Here is a 13,442-nt window from a genome sequence, read left to right on the forward strand (position 1 = left end):
GGCGCGCGATCGGGAGGGACCGGTCGCGGATCATGCGACCGGTTGTTTCTGGTGGAGGCGCTCAGGCGCCCGGGTTGCACTCGCCCAGCGCGCCGCCCGCGAACATCGGGTGGTCCGGCGCATAGGTGACCTGCTCGGTCGGCGTGACCTCGACGATTTCCACGAGGTGGAATTCGTCCTGCGGGTTCTCGGCCCCCTTCACCACCACCACGTCCTTGAAGCACTGGTGATCGTCGGCCCGGTACAGCGTCGGGCCGTTGCCCATGCCGTCGAACTCGAAGCCCTCCAGCGCCTCGACCACGGCGCAGGGATTGAAGTCGCCCGCCCTTGTCACGGCGTCCGCATAGAGCAGCGTCTGCACGTAGCAGGTGTGCGCGGCCTGAGATGGCGGGAAGCCGTATTTCTCGCCAAAGCTTTTCACGAAGGCCTTGGTGCCCTCGTCCTCGAGCTTCCAGTCCCAGTTCTGCGAACCGGGAATGCCCGAGATGGCGGAGCCCGCGCCGCGTGCCATCAGCTCCGAATAGAGCGGCACGACGATCTGGAAGTCCTTGCCATTGGCCTGCCGGTCGCGCAGTCCGAACTGCACGGCCTGGGTGAGCGAGTTCACCATGTCCCCGCCGTAGTGGTTGAGCACCAGCACGTCGGCGCCCGAATTCAGCACCGGCGCGATATAGGAGGAGAAGTCCCCCGCGCCGAGCGGCGTGCGCACCTTCTCGGCGGTCTGCCAGCCCATCGCCTCGGTCGCCGCAGCGATCGATTCCTCCTGGGTCCAGCCCCAGGTGTAGTCGGCGGTCAGGTGGTAGGCCTTGCGATCGGTGCCGTAGAGGTTCTGCAGCACCGGTGCGAGTGCTGCGGCCGACATGTAGGCGTTGAAGAAGTGGCGGAAGCCGTTGGCCTTGCGGTCCTTGCCGGTGGTGTCGTTGGAATGGGTGAGACCGGCCATGAAGATTACGCCCGCCTCCTGACACAGCCCCTGCACGGCGACGGCAACGCCCGAGGACGAGCCGCCGGAGATCATGATCGCGCCGTCCTTCTGGATCATCGACTGCGCCGAGGCGCGGGCGGCGTCGGACTTGGTCTGGGTATCGCCGGTGACGAATTCGACCTTCTTGCCCATGATGCCGGTGCCGTCGAGCGCCTTGGAGGAGAACGTGTTGAGCATTCCCCCGTCGCCTTCGCCGTTGAGATGCTCGACCGCGAGTTCGAAGGCGCGCAGCTCGTCGGCGCCCTCGTCGGCATAGGCCCCGGTCTGCGGCACGTTGAAGCCGAGCGTGACCGAGCCGCCGGTCGGGTTGTTGGTGAAGGCTGAAGCGCCGGACGCGAAGATCGTCGGCATCGCCAGACCCGCGCTGCCCACGGCGCCGGTCTTCAAAAGGCCGCGCCGCGAGAAGTTCTGTCGTCTCATGTGGTCTCCTCCCTGATATTCCGGTCGATGCGCGCCGGACCTCCTCCGCCCGACCCGCGCCGCCACATCTTTCGATGCAAGGGCAGTATCGGGGCTTCGATGAAAATCGCGCAACAAGTGCTTGGACTGTTGGCCATTTGCTGTAAATTTATCGACATGACCCATCGTAAATCGGTAAATCCCTTTTCTCGCGCTTGCAGCAACGGCACCGCAGCATGAGCGTCGGACCATCCGCGAGCGGCGCGCTTGCCGGGACGCGGATCCGGGCGCGGCGGCTGGATGCGGGGGTGGCGCAGGGTGAGCTTGCGCGGCGCATCGGCGTCTCGCCTTCCTATCTGAATCTGATCGAACACAATCGCCGCCGCATCGGCGGCAAGCTTCTCAACGCCATCGCGCGCGCGCTCGATCTCGAGCCCGCGCTGCTTTCCGAAGGGGCGGGCGGCGCGCTGGTCGCGCGGCTCGCGGCGGCGGCGGCGGCGCAGGGACGGCCTGGAAGCGCGCCGGAGGAGTTCGCTGGGCGGTTTCCGGACTGGGCGGCGTTGGTCGATGCGCAGGCGCGGCAGATCGAGACGCTGGAGGGGCAGGTCGCGGCACTGGGCGACCGGCTTGCCCATGATCCGGAGCTTTCGGCCTCCCTGCATCAGGTGATCACCGCTGCCACGGCAATCCGCTCCACCGCTTCGATCCTCGCGGGGAGCGAGACGCTCGACCGGGATTGGCAGGCCCGGTTTCACCGCAATATCCACGCCGAGAGCCTGCGGCTCGCCGATAGCAGCCGCAGGCTCGCAGGTTATCTCGAGGCGCCGGGCGGCGATCCGGGCGGGGCCGCACTATCGCCCCACGAGCAGGTGGAGCGGTTCCTCGAGACGATGGACCACCACCTTCCCGCGCTCGAAGGAGCACAGCCCGCGATGCGCCCCGACGAGATCGCCTCCGGCGCGCCGGGGCTCGATGCCGCGGCGCAAAACGTGTTGAAACACCAACTCGACATCTACCGCGCCGATGCCGCAGCGCTGCCGCTCGACGCCGTGGCGCAGGCTTGGCAGGACAGCCCGGACCCGCTGGTGATCGCAGCGCGGCTGAACCAGCCGCTGGAGCGGGTGATGCGTCGTCTTGCAACGCTGCCAGCGGGGATCGGCCCGCCCCGGGCGGGTCTCGTGGTCTGCGACGCGTCGGGCGCGATCCTGCGGCGCCGCCCGCTCGACGGGCTGACGCTTCCGCGCGGCGGCGCGGCCTGTCCGCTCTGGCCGCTGTTCGAGGCGCTGGTGCGCCCCGGACGGCCACTGCGCGCGGTGGCGCGGTTGCCGGGCGCGGAGGAGGAGACGGGAGACGGGACCGGCGGCGTGTTGTGCTGCGCCGTCGCCACGCTCATGCCCACCGTGGATTGGACGCGGCGCCCAGGGTCGAGGCGGTGATGCTGATGCTGCCACAGGATGCCGCGCCCCAGACGCTGCCCGAGAGGGCGGTCGGACCGGGCTGCCGGTTGTGTCCGCGTCGCGGCTGCGCGGCCCGGCGCGAGCCGCCGCTGCTGCCGCGCCCGGAAGAGGAGGCTTTGACAGCACCGGACGCCCCGGCGATAGTGGCGCGGTAAAAGCACGCGGTCCGGGGGAGGGTCGTGCGCGAGGGAGGGGCCGAGGATGGCCAGACGTGTCCTGCTGATCGAGGACGAGCCGAACATCATCGAGGCCGTGAGCTTCATCCTGTCGCGCGACGGCTGGACGGTGCACACCCATTCAGACGGGCTGAGCGCGGTCGAGAGAGTGCGCGCGCATCCGCCCGATCTGGTGATCCTCGACGCGATGTTGCCGGGCCGTTCGGGCTTTGACATTCTGCAGGAGCTGCGCGGCGATCCGGCGACGCGGACATTGCCGGTGATGATGCTGACCGCGCGCGGTCAGGCGCGCGACCGCGATCTGGCGATGCGCTTGGGGGCCACCCATTTCATGACCAAGCCGTTCTCGAACGCCGAAGTGCTCGACCGGGTGCGCGCGCTTGCCAATGGCTGAGGGCCCGCGTTCGGGAACGAGGCCTCCGGTCTTTCTCGCCCGCGCCTCCTACCGCCGCCGCAGGCTACACGACACGGCCCGTCTGGCCCCTGTGGCGGCAGCGTTCCTATGGGCCTTGCCACTGCTCTGGCCGCATGGCGAAACGCGGGTCTCGGCGGTGCTGGTCTATCTCTTCGTGACATGGGGCCTGAGCGTGCTGGCTTCGGCGGCGCTTGCCCGTGCGCTGCGCCGGGCCGAACGCGACACGGATACGGACGGCTAGGCCGATGCTCGGCTTCAACGCCCTCGTCTCGATCGCGCTGCTGTACGGCGCCTTCCTGTTCAGCGTGGCCTTCGCGGCCGAGCGCCGTGCCGCGCAGGGTCGCGACGGCTGGCTGCGGAGCCCATGGATCTACACTCTGTCGCTGTCGATCTATTGCACCGCTTGGACCTTCTACGGCGCGGTCGGCTATGCCGCCCGCTCAGGTCTGGAATACCTTACCATCTATCTCGGTCCCAGCCTCGTGATGATCGGCTGGTGGTGGCTGCTGCGCAAGCTGGTGCGCATCGGCCGCGCCCAGAGGATCACCTCGATCGCCGATCTGGTGTCCTCGCGCTTTGGCAAGTCGAGCCTTCTGGGGGTGATCGTGACCCTGCTGGCGGTGGTCGGCGTCACGCCCTACATCGCGCTGCAACTGCAATCTATCGCACAGTCGCTCGACGTCTTCGCGGCGCGCGGAGAGGGCGGCTGGACGGCGCGGGACGGCGGCTCGGCAGCATTGTGGTCGGCCGTGGGGCTGGCGCTCTTCACCATCCTGTTCGGCACCCGCAACCTCGACAGCAACGAACGCCACCACGGCATCGTCATGGCGATCGCGGTCGAAGCGGTGGTCAAGCTCGGCGCGCTGGTCGGCTTGGGCATCTACGTGGTTTGGGGCTTGGGCGGCGGCGTCTCCGACATGCTGGCTCGGCTCGATGCCTCTCCCATCGCCGCTTGGGAGCAGTCGGGCGGACGCTGGATCGGCTTCACGCTGCTTTCGGCGGGGGCCTTCCTTTGCCTGCCGCGTATGTTTCAGGTGCTGGTGGTCGAGAACGCGGATGAGAGCCACCTCGCCACCGCGAGTTGGGCCTTTCCGCTCTACCTCGCACTGATGAGCCTTTTTGTGGTGCCGATCGCCGTAACCGGGCTCGACATCCTGCCCGCAGGCACCAACCCCGACATGTTCGTGCTGACGGTGCCGCTGAGCCAAGGGCGCGACGGGCTGGCAGTCTGGGCCTTTCTGGGCGGGTTTTCCTCGGCCGCCTCGATGGTGATGGTGGCGACGATCGCGCTTGCCACGATGATGTCGAACCACATCATCGTGCCGATGTGGCTGCGCTCGCGCAGGGGCGGCGCGATGATGGCGGGCGACGTGCGCGCCATGGTGCTGACGGCGCGGCGGGCCTCGATCCTCGGTGTGCTGGGGCTGGGCTATCTCTATTTCCGGCTGTCGGGCGGCGGCACGGCGCTGGCCTCGATCGGTCTGGTGGCCTTCGTGGGCGTGGTGCAGGTGCTGCCGGCGCTCGTTGGCGGGCTGTTCTGGCGCGGGGCGACGCGCGGCGGCGCGGCGACGGGGCTGCTGCTGGGTTTTGCAGTTTGGTTCTGGGCGATGTTCCTGCCCAGCGTCGGCGACGGCACAGCGATCCCGGCCGGGGTGATGCAGGCAGGGCCGTTCGGCATCGATTTCCTGCGCCCGCAGGCGCTGTTCTGGACCGGCGGGCTCGACCCGGTGCTGCACGCAGCGCTGTGGTCTCTGGCGCTCAACGTCGCAGGCTTTGTCGCGGTGTCGCTGGCGAGCTTTCCCGGCCCGGTGGAGCGATTGCAGGGCGCGCAGTTCGTCGGCGTCTTCGAACTCTCCGAAGGGCCGGGAAGCTGGGCTCGCGGGGCCGCCGACGCCGAGCCGCTGCTTGTCATGGCCCAGCGCATCATCGGCGCGCCCGAGGCGCAGGCGATCTTTGCCAGCCACGCGGCCCTTCAGGGCAAGGAGGGACGGCTGCCGGACGTCACCCCCGAATTCATCCGCGCGCTGGAGCGCGAACTCGCGGGCTCGGTCGGAGCGGCGACGGCGCATGCGATGATCGGCCAGATGACCGAGGGCGTCAGCGTCTCGGTCGAGGATCTGATCGCCGTGGCGGACGAGACCGCGCAGATCATGGAATACTCGAATCGGCTGGAGCAGAAGTCGGCCGAGCTGGGGCGCACAGCGGCGGCGCTTCGCGAGGCCAATGCCAAGCTCACCGCGCTCTCGGTACAGAAGGACGGTTTCCTGAGCCAGATCAGCCACGAGCTGCGCACGCCGATGACCTCGATCCGCGCCTTTGCCGAGATCCTGCGCGATGACGGGCTCGACGAGGCCGAGCAGGAGCGTTTCGCCGGAATCATCGGGGATGAGGCGGGGCGCCTGACGCGGCTGCTCGACGACCTGCTCGATCTGTCGGTGCTCGAAGCGGGGCAGGGGCTGCTCGACCTGCGCCCGACCTCTTTGGGCGGGGTGGTCGATCGTGCGCTCGATGCGGCATTGCCCTTGCGCGACGGGCTCGGGCTGCACCGTGATCCCGAACTCGACAGGCTGGAGGTCGTGACCGATCCCGATCGGCTCGCACAGGTCTTCATCAACCTGATCGCCAACGCCCGCAAATATTGCGACGCGCCGCGGCCCGAGCTGCGCATCGTCTGGAACCCGGCCGTCCACGCTGTCGACTTCATCGACAACGGCTCCGGCATTCGCCCCGATCAGGGACGGGTTATCTTCGAGAAGTTCTCGAGGCTCAGCGATGCCGGCAAGGCCGGCGGAGCCGGGCTCGGCCTTGCGATCTGCCGCGAGATCATGACCCGGCTGGGTGGCGGCATCCGCTATCTCCCCGGCCAGGGCGGCGGTGTCTTTCGGGTCGAACTGCCGCCCTCTCCGACCAGCGAGACGCGTTGAAGTCCCACCGCCAAATCAGATCCGGTGTCCTCGTGCGCACGAACGGGTCCACCAGTGGGCCCCGGCGCAGCATGGGCACCTAACCAAGGTATGAATGAGGCTTTCAACCTGTATCGCACGACACCTCGTGTATCGAAAGCGAACGCGCTGCCATGTCGCAAGGTCCGGCTCGAACGGTCGGCATCTTGATCGGTTGCAGGATATCACGGGCGCCATGCCATCAACGATCAAGTGCGCGTCCGGCGGTCGAGGGCTAACCCTCGGCTTCGTCGTCCTCGCGCAGCGCATCGAGCTGCGGTCGCAGGCGTTCGAGATCGTAGCCCTGCTTGGCGGTGGCTTCGATGATGGCGTCGGTCTCCATCCGCCCGACCTGGCCGAGCGACCAGACGATCGAGGAGCGCGTGCCTGACGCGCAATAGGCGAGAACCGGGCCGTCGGAGCCGTCGAGCACCTGCATCTGCCGATCGACGATCTCGCGGTTCAGCCCCTGATGCGTGACCGAGTTGACCGCAAAGCGCAGACCGGCCGCTTCGGCGGCGATGCGCAACGTCTCGGCCTGCAACTCCACGGGAACCTCCTCGTCGGGGCGGTTGCACAAGACCGTGGTAAATCCGGCCTCGGCGATGGCGGGAATGTCCTCCGGCTCGATCTGCGGGCTGACGGCGTAGTCGGGGCTGATGCGGCGAATGTCCATGCGGCGATGATTACCGTCTCGCCGCTGACACGTCCAGACGCGTTGCGCGGCTGCCATTGGCCGGGCCCGCGGAATCGCCGGGACTTGCGCCTGTGCGGCGCGCCGCCGATCATGGCGAAAGCTAGGCAGCATGCGGGGAGAACGGCGATGCAGGGAGGGACGGTCACGACGCGGCTGATCGACGGCATCGCGCGGATCACGCTCGAATCGAGCCCGGGCAATGCGCTCGATTCCGCCACGCGCCATGCGCTCGCCGCCGCGCTTTCCGGGATCGAAGCCGCGTTGCAGGGCGACGACGGCCCGCGCGGCGTCGTGCTCACTGGGGCGAACGGGGTGTTCTCGGTCGGGGTGGACCTGCGCGAACTGGATCGACCGGGCAAGGGCGCCGAGCTTGCCGCGATCTGCCGCAGGTTGGAGCGATTGCCGATCCCTGTGGTGGCGGCCCTGCCCGGAAGCGCCATCGGCGGCGGGGCCGAACTGGCGCTGGCCGCGCATTACCGCCTCGCGGTAGGCGAGGCGCGTTTCGGGTTGCCCGATATCGTGCTTGGCCTCCCGCCGGGGGCGGGGGGGGGGCAGCGCCTCGCCGCCCTGTGCGGCGCTAGGGCCGCGCTCGACCTGTTATTGCGCGGGCGCCCATCACGGCGCAGGTGGCGCGCGAGATGGGCGTGCTTGACGGCATTGTGACCGACGATCTTCTTGGCGCGGCTCATGCGCTGGCGGCCCAACTCGCGGCGGCGGGTATCCGGCCCCGTCCGGTCGCGGGTCGGCGCGAACGGATGGCTGACGGGTCGGAGTGGCTCGACACGGTGCGGGGCAAGCGGAGCGCGATCGCTCAGGCTGCGCTGCGCAGCGCTGCGCGGATCGTCGATTGCATCGAGGCGGCTCTGCTGCTCCCCGCCGGTGCGGCACTGCGCTTCGAGCGGACGGCTCATGCCGACGCGCTGGCCGATCCGCAGTTTCTCGCGCTGCGACATGTGTACTTCGCCGAGCGGCGAATTTCTACGGCGCTGCTCGAACGCGGGCCGGGCCGGGCCGGTCCGACCGCTCTGGGACGGGGACTTCTGGCGGTGCTGACGCGGGGCAGCGAAGGGCTGAGCGGCCAACGCAGGCTCGCCGCATCGGTGGCGCAGGGCGCACGGCTTCTTGCGGCGGGCCGCGTGGCTCGCGCTTCGGATATCGATGCGCTGGCCGTGCACGGTCTGGACTGGTCGCGGCTGACGGGAGGGCCGTTCTTCGAGGCCCGACAGCAGGGTCTTGGCCCGCTGGTAGAGCGGATGCAGTTCTGGGGCGAGGAGGACCCCGTCTTCAATACGCCATCCCTGCTGCGGGCCGCCATCGAGACGGATGACGACATCGACGCGGCGCTGCGGCGGGGCCGCAGCGAGGTCGTCAGGACAGGATGAGGCCGACCACCACCATCATCAGTCCCAGCATCGACAGCATCAGCGCGCCGATATTGAGCGGCACGACCCGCGCGAGGCGCGCACGCATCTGCGCGTCATCGAGCCCGAGCCGTCGCAGCCGCACCACCGCGACAAGGCTCCAGACGATGGCGCCAAAGCCCGCCAGCGTGATCGCCGCGCCGATCCAGATGATGATGTCCATGCCCGCACTCCCGCTGATCCTGCGCCTGTCGCACTAAAGCCGCCGCCGCGGCGGCACAAGCCCGCCTCCCGTCCCGTCAGGGCCCCGGCGGCGCTTGAAGCCCGCCCGGCCGGGCGCTAGGGAATGGACCCGTTATCGGCCCATCAGGAGAAGCCCATGAGCGAGTCATCCGTCATCGACGTGCAAAGCAACGCGGCGGGCGAGGAGCTGCGCCAGTTCATCGAGCGCGTCGAGCATCTCGAAGCCGAGAAGAAGGACATTTCCGAAGGCATCAAGGAAGTGATGGCGGAGGCCAAGGGGCGCGGATACGACACCAAGATCCTGCGCAAGGTGATCGCGCTGCGCAAGCGCGACGCCGACGACATCGCCGAGGAAGAGGCGGTGCTCGACATGTACAAGGCAGCACTTGGCATGAGTTGACGCGGCAGCTCGCCGCTCAGGCGGCGAGAAAGCGCACGCCTTTCATCCGCGCGATCCGTTCGAGGTCGGCCTCGTAGATCGCGGTCAGATCGGCAATTAGCGCTGCGTCCCACCCTGGCAGGTCGATCTCGCTTTCGACCGCGTCGGGGCGGGCGTATTTGTCGAGAAACGCCGACACCACGCGCCGGGTCTGATCGGGCGAGGCTGGGGGATGCGCCTCGAGATAATCGCGCAGGCGTGCCGCGCCCTCTGGGTGCATGATCTCGTAGACGAGGTCATGTGCGCCCTCGATCGGCGCGTCGGGCCCGAGACCGGCCAGCACCCGCACCAGATCGGGCCACAGCAGCGCCGAATCCTCGTCGCACCAGACGGTCAGCCCGGCGTCGGGGGCCGCGTGCCGCAGCCGGGCCACCATGTCCGACCACAGGATCGAACGCGGATCGAGACCGGCCATGAACGCGTCGAAGCCACGGCCGCGGGTCTGCTCCCAGCAGGCGGGCACGAAGCTCGCCGGGTTGCGGATGCTCAGGAACATCTCGATCCGATCCTCGGGAAACAGCGCCCGCAGCGAACGCGCCTTGAAGGTCGCCATCTCGTGAAAGCACCCGGCCTCGCAGATCCGCGCCGGCGTGCAGATGAAGGCCGGGTTGCCCATGACCAGCCGCTCGGTGGTCTCGCCGTGATCGAGGATCGTATCGATCAGCACGTCCCGGGTGCCGGGTTCGGGGGGCGCGCCGCGCAGATGCTGGATCGTCTCGCGGATCAGGCGGCGATACCGCGCGGGGTTGGGCACGCGGGTGCCTTGGCTCGCCAGAAGCGGCAGGTTCTTCGCGACCGATTTCAGCAAACGGTCGTCATCGGTGCAGTTGGCGCCGATGTGAAAGGCGATGTCCATGCGGCTTCGGTCCCCGTTCCCGTTCGATCGCGGCAGCCTTGGTGGCCCCTTGTGATCTTGTGCCGCGACCCCGGCGTATCGACCCCAATATAATGAGTTATATGGACAGCGAAACTGCTTTGAGCTACCGCCTCTCCATGTCCGATCAAACCAGTCAGACAAGCGCCACGAAAGGGTCGAGAACCCGTCTGGACCCGTGGTCGACCGGGGCCGTGGCGATCGCCGCGCTGGTGCTGCTGCCGGTGCTGTCGGTGATCTGGTTCGCGCTCAACCCCGAGAACAACATCTGGCCGCATCTCCTCTCGACGACGCTGCCGCGTTACCTGGGCAATACGGTGCTGCTGATGCTTTCGGTCGGGGCGATTACCGCCGCGGTGGGGGCGGGGGCGGCTTGGCTCGTTGTCATGTACCGCTTTCCAGGCCATCGCTGGTTGCAATGGGCACTTTTGCTGCCGCTCGCGGTACCGGCCTATGTGGGCGCCTATGCGCTGGTCGATTTTCTCGAATATGCGGGCCCGGTCCAGACCGCCCTGCGCGGGATCATGGGCTGGCAGGACGCGCGCGATTACGCTTTTCCACAGATCCGGTCGCGCGGCGCGGCGATCCTCGTGCTGTCGGCGGCGCTCTACCCTTATGTCTATTTGCTGGCCCGCGCCGCCCTGCGCGAACAGTCCGGCGCGGGGTTCGAGGTGGCGCGGGCCTTGGGCGTCGGCCCGTGGGGCAGGTTCTTTCGCGTCGGCCTGCCGCTGATCCGGCCAGCGATCGCGGCGGGCGTCGCGGTGGTGATGATGGAGACGGTCAACGATTTCGGCGTCGTCGACTATTTCGCGGTGCAGACGCTGACCACCGGCATCTTCACCGTCTGGCTGCAGGCGGGCAATCTTGGCGGCGCGGCGCAGATCGCGATACTGGTGCTGGCGATGATCGTGTTTCTGGTGACGCTCGAAAAGCTGAGCCGCCGCCGCTCGCGCTTTTTCGGCTCGGCCCGTCAGCCGCGCCCTGTCACGCCGATGCGCCTGTCGGGCGGGCGCGGCGCGCTGGCCGCGCTGGCTTGCCTGCTGCCGTTTCTCGCGGGCTTCGTGCTGCCTGTCGCGGTGCTGGTGAGCCACGCGCTCGACGCGAGCGAATGGGCGGCGCCGGGGCTGGTCAAGGCGTTCTATCACACATTGACCACAGGCGGCGTGGCGGCGGTCGTCACGGTGCTGGCGGGGCTGTTCATGGTCTATGGCACGCGGCTTTCGGGGCATCGCCTGCCGGTGCTCCTCCTGCCGGTGACGGCGATCGGCTATGCCGCCCCCGGCGCGGTGCTGGGCATCGGCATCCTGATCCCGCTGGCGTTCTTCGACAACGCGCTGGCGGATGCGATCCTTGCCCTCACGGGACGCGATCCGGGCCTCATCTTTACCGGCACGGCGGCGGCCTTGGTGCTGGCCTATTGCGTGCGGTTCTTTGCCATCGCGCAGGGCACCGCCGACGCGGCCTTGGGCCGGGTCTCGCCGAGCCTGCCAATGGCAGCGCGCTCTCTCGGTCAGACGGCGGGCGGCACGCTGCGGCGGGTGCATGTGCCCCTCATTCGCGCCAGCGTCGGCTCGGCGCTGCTGCTGGTCTTCGTGGATTGCATGAAGGAATTGCCGGCAACGCTGCTGTTGCGCCCCTTCGGCTACGACACACTGGCGACGCGGGTGCATGCCAAGGCCAGCCTCGAAAACATCGCCGAGGCCGCGCCGGCGGCGCTGATGATCACCGCCGTGGGGTTGATCGCGGTCGGCTTTCTCGCGCGGGCCAACCGTTGAATGTTCGAAATTTATGGTGCGGCTGAGGGCATTGAATTCCCATATCATGTGTTCTCATGCGGTCCCGCTCCGGGCGCATAGCCGATAAAAACAAGGGCTTGGTGTTCTCAGGGGGTGTCATTCGTTCTCAGGTCATACTACATGATGGGGTGGACTGAGAGGTGGATAGAGATGCCTGCCCTGAATAAGCTGAGTGCGGTCGAAGTGAGAGCCAAGGGGCCGGGCAAGTACTCCGATGGCGGGGGGCTGTGGCTGCACAAGCGGGAAGACGGTGGTGCGCAGTGGGTGCTGCGACTCACGGTCCATGGGCGGCGCAGAGAGATGGGCCTCGGCCGCCTGTCTGATGTGTCGCTCAAAGAGGCCCGCGCGCAGGCCGAGAAGTGGCGAGCCATGGTTCGTGACGGGCAAGACCCGATCAAGGAACGTGAGCGTCGGAAGCGGGACGCCGCTCGGCCTGAAAACACGCTTCGGAATATTGCGCTCGATGCCTTTGAAAGCCGCAAGGCCGACCTGAAGGGCGATGGCGCGGCGGGACGGTGGTTCACGCCCCTGGAACTGCACGTATTGCCCAAGCTGGGGAAGGTCCCGGTCGAGCAACTCGATCAGCAGGACATCAAGAATACTCTGGCCCCCATCTGGCACGCGAAAGCCGATACCGCTCGCAAGGCGATGAACCGGTTAAACATCGTCATGAAGCATGCGGCGGCGCTGGGCTTGAATGTGGATCTTCAGGTTACTGAAAAGGCCAAGGCGCTCCTCGGCACGACACGTCATGTGGTGAAGAACATTCCCTCGATGCCATGGCAGGAGGTGCCCACTTTCTACAGGTCACTGGAGGACCCGACAGTTACGCATCTGGCTCTGAGGTTGCTGATCCTGACCGGTGTCCGGTCTCGCCCCCTTCGCTATCTGCGCGTGGACGAGATAGACGGCGATGTCTGGACCGTGCCGGGCGAAGGCATGAAGGGCCGCAAAGACAAGACCGAGGACTTCCGGGTTCCGCTGTCAGCAGAAGCACTGGCCGTGATCGAACTAGCCAAACCCTTCGAGCGAGGCGGCTACCTGTTTCCTTCGTCCCGCAAGGGTGTGATCAGCGATGCCACCATGGCGCGGCTAATGGAGCGGCGGGGGTTGTCGGAACGCCCTCACGGCTTTCGGTCGAGCCTCCGCACGTGGCTGGCAGAGGCAACGGATGCGCCGCACGAGGTGGCTGAGACAGTCTTGCAGCATGTTGCTGGGACAACCGTGCAGCGGGCCTATCGGCGCACCGACTACCTGGAGCAGCGGCGTGTTCTGATGGAGCGCTGGGCGCAACTCGTCACTGGCGAGGGTGCCGGGCAGGTGGTGCAGCTTGCTCGGTAAGGGATCGTTAACCACGGTTAAATCGCGCATCTGTATCCCGTGTGTCGAGGTAACGACAACACAAGAGCAGACAACATGAACGACAAGATCCTTCGCCGCGCCGCCGTGGAAGAGATGACCGGACTGAGCCGCAGCACCCTGTACCGCATGATGGACCGGGGCGAGTTCCCCCGCCCAGCGCGGATCGGCCAGCGCGCTGTCGGGTGGCGGCGGAGTGCAATTGAGATGTGGCTCGTCTCACTTTCCCCCTCGGCGGAACAGGAGGGGAGAAATGATGAAATGCAGAGGTGGGCGGCATGGGCGATGTTGCGCAAATC

At 67.6% G+C, this 13,442-nt stretch carries 14 protein-coding genes; 10 read left to right on the top strand and 4 right to left on the bottom strand.

Annotated elements, in window-relative coordinates; genetic code table 11:
* Nucleotides 1-61: 61 nt before the first annotated feature.
* Entirely contained in the window at nt 62-1,405 is a 1,344-nt protein-coding gene (locus MBELCI_RS16120) for a substrate-binding protein (RefSeq protein ID WP_021695307.1), read from the bottom strand.
* A 215-nt stretch (nt 1,406-1,620) separates the two neighbouring features.
* On the opposite strand from MBELCI_RS16120, the gene MBELCI_RS21985 reads away from it, so the two are divergent.
* From MBELCI_RS21985 to MBELCI_RS16140, 4 genes are all read left to right on the top strand, one after another.
* A complete protein-coding gene (locus MBELCI_RS21985; protein ID WP_021695308.1) occupies nt 1,621-2,820 on the top strand; it encodes an XRE family transcriptional regulator in 1,200 nt (399 codons plus the stop codon).
* 222 nt (nt 2,821-3,042) lie between these two features.
* Entirely contained in the window at nt 3,043-3,411 is a 369-nt protein-coding gene (locus tag MBELCI_RS16130) for a response regulator transcription factor (protein ID WP_021695310.1), read from the top strand.
* A complete protein-coding gene (locus tag MBELCI_RS20110) occupies nt 3,404-3,673 on the top strand; it encodes a hypothetical protein (protein ID WP_045320352.1) in 270 nt (89 codons plus the stop codon). Before MBELCI_RS16130 ends, MBELCI_RS20110 begins: the two co-directional genes overlap by 8 nt.
* 4 nt (nt 3,674-3,677) lie before the next feature.
* Nucleotides 3,678-6,356, top strand: coding sequence for an ATP-binding protein (locus MBELCI_RS16140; protein WP_021695312.1), 2,679 nt, complete (start codon nt 3,678-3,680; stop codon nt 6,354-6,356).
* 253 nt (nt 6,357-6,609) lie between these two features.
* Here MBELCI_RS16140 and MBELCI_RS16145 read toward each other — a convergent pair whose 3' ends face one another.
* Nucleotides 6,610-7,050, bottom strand: a complete 441-nt coding sequence (locus MBELCI_RS16145) for a protein tyrosine phosphatase family protein (RefSeq protein WP_021695313.1) — start codon at nt 7,048-7,050, stop codon at nt 6,610-6,612.
* Between the two features lie 147 nt (nt 7,051-7,197).
* On the opposite strand from MBELCI_RS16145, the gene MBELCI_RS19570 reads away from it, so the two are divergent.
* Together MBELCI_RS19570 and MBELCI_RS19575 are read left to right on the top strand one after the other, a co-directional pair.
* Nucleotides 7,198-7,734 (top strand): enoyl-CoA hydratase/isomerase family protein, encoded by a 537-nt coding sequence (locus MBELCI_RS19570; RefSeq protein WP_021695314.1) that lies wholly within the window; start codon nt 7,198-7,200, stop codon nt 7,732-7,734.
* On the top strand, nt 7,716-8,453 hold the full coding sequence (locus MBELCI_RS19575; RefSeq protein WP_145973722.1) for a hypothetical protein: 738 nt from the start codon (nt 7,716-7,718) through the stop codon (nt 8,451-8,453). The genes MBELCI_RS19570 and MBELCI_RS19575 overlap by 19 nt, the downstream gene beginning before the upstream one ends.
* On the opposite strand, the gene MBELCI_RS16155 is transcribed toward MBELCI_RS19575, so the two are convergent.
* On the bottom strand, nt 8,440-8,655 hold the full coding sequence (locus tag MBELCI_RS16155; protein ID WP_021695316.1) for a hypothetical protein: 216 nt from the start codon (nt 8,653-8,655) through the stop codon (nt 8,440-8,442). The two genes, MBELCI_RS19575 and MBELCI_RS16155, sit on opposite strands and share 14 nt — an antisense overlap.
* A gap of 156 nt (nt 8,656-8,811) precedes the next feature.
* Between MBELCI_RS16155 and MBELCI_RS16160 the strand changes: the two genes are divergently transcribed.
* Complete coding sequence (locus MBELCI_RS16160; RefSeq protein WP_021695317.1) at nt 8,812-9,075, top strand: DUF2312 domain-containing protein; 264 nt, start codon at nt 8,812-8,814, stop codon at nt 9,073-9,075.
* A gap of 16 nt (nt 9,076-9,091) precedes the next feature.
* Here MBELCI_RS16160 and MBELCI_RS16165 read toward each other — a convergent pair whose 3' ends face one another.
* Nucleotides 9,092-9,970 carry a hypothetical protein gene (locus tag MBELCI_RS16165; RefSeq protein ID WP_021695318.1) on the bottom strand — a complete coding sequence of 293 codons (879 nt, stop codon included), beginning with the start codon at nt 9,968-9,970 and terminating at the stop codon, nt 9,092-9,094.
* Nucleotides 9,971-10,107: 137 nt separating this feature from the next.
* Here MBELCI_RS16165 and MBELCI_RS16170 point away from each other — a divergent pair, with 137 nt between their 5' ends.
* The 3 genes from MBELCI_RS16170 to MBELCI_RS16180 form a co-directional block, all read left to right on the top strand.
* Nucleotides 10,108-11,763, top strand: coding sequence for an ABC transporter permease (locus MBELCI_RS16170; RefSeq protein WP_045320353.1), 1,656 nt, complete (start codon nt 10,108-10,110; stop codon nt 11,761-11,763).
* 171 nt (nt 11,764-11,934) lie between these two features.
* Nucleotides 11,935-13,125: a tyrosine-type recombinase/integrase gene (locus tag MBELCI_RS16175; RefSeq protein WP_021695320.1), complete on the top strand. Its 1,191-nt coding sequence runs from the start codon at nt 11,935-11,937 to the stop codon at nt 13,123-13,125.
* A 75-nt stretch (nt 13,126-13,200) separates the two neighbouring features.
* Nucleotides 13,201-13,442, top strand: a 242-nt coding sequence (locus tag MBELCI_RS16180) for a helix-turn-helix transcriptional regulator (protein ID WP_052512759.1), incomplete at its 3' end; no start/stop codon positions are given.

It is taken from the genome of Limimaricola cinnabarinus LL-001 (genome assembly GCF_000466965.1).
Classification (GTDB): Bacteria; Pseudomonadota; Alphaproteobacteria; order Rhodobacterales; family Rhodobacteraceae; genus Limimaricola; species Limimaricola cinnabarinus.

What these genes read in the sequence shown, in the direction of transcription:
- MBELCI_RS16120 (WP_021695307.1), bottom strand. Translation starts at nt 1,405, where the DNA reads ATGAGACGACAGAACTTCTCGCGGCGCGGCCTTTTGAAGACCGGCGCC.
- MBELCI_RS21985 (WP_021695308.1), top strand. Translation starts at nt 1,621, where the DNA reads ATGAGCGTCGGACCATCCGCGAGCGGCGCGCTTGCCGGGACGCGGATC.
- MBELCI_RS16130 (WP_021695310.1), top strand. Translation starts at nt 3,043, where the DNA reads ATGGCCAGACGTGTCCTGCTGATCGAGGACGAGCCGAACATCATCGAG.
- MBELCI_RS20110 (WP_045320352.1), top strand. Translation starts at nt 3,404, where the DNA reads ATGGCTGAGGGCCCGCGTTCGGGAACGAGGCCTCCGGTCTTTCTCGCC.
- MBELCI_RS16140 (WP_021695312.1), top strand. Translation starts at nt 3,678, where the DNA reads ATGCTCGGCTTCAACGCCCTCGTCTCGATCGCGCTGCTGTACGGCGCC.
- MBELCI_RS16145 (WP_021695313.1), bottom strand. Translation starts at nt 7,050, where the DNA reads ATGGACATTCGCCGCATCAGCCCCGACTACGCCGTCAGCCCGCAGATC.
- MBELCI_RS19570 (WP_021695314.1), top strand. Translation starts at nt 7,198, where the DNA reads ATGCAGGGAGGGACGGTCACGACGCGGCTGATCGACGGCATCGCGCGG.
- MBELCI_RS16155 (WP_021695316.1), bottom strand. Translation starts at nt 8,655, where the DNA reads ATGGACATCATCATCTGGATCGGCGCGGCGATCACGCTGGCGGGCTTT.
- MBELCI_RS16160 (WP_021695317.1), top strand. Translation starts at nt 8,812, where the DNA reads ATGAGCGAGTCATCCGTCATCGACGTGCAAAGCAACGCGGCGGGCGAG.
- MBELCI_RS16165 (WP_021695318.1), bottom strand. Translation starts at nt 9,970, where the DNA reads ATGGACATCGCCTTTCACATCGGCGCCAACTGCACCGATGACGACCGT.
- MBELCI_RS16170 (WP_045320353.1), top strand. Translation starts at nt 10,108, where the DNA reads ATGTCCGATCAAACCAGTCAGACAAGCGCCACGAAAGGGTCGAGAACC.
- MBELCI_RS16175 (WP_021695320.1), top strand. Translation starts at nt 11,935, where the DNA reads ATGCCTGCCCTGAATAAGCTGAGTGCGGTCGAAGTGAGAGCCAAGGGG.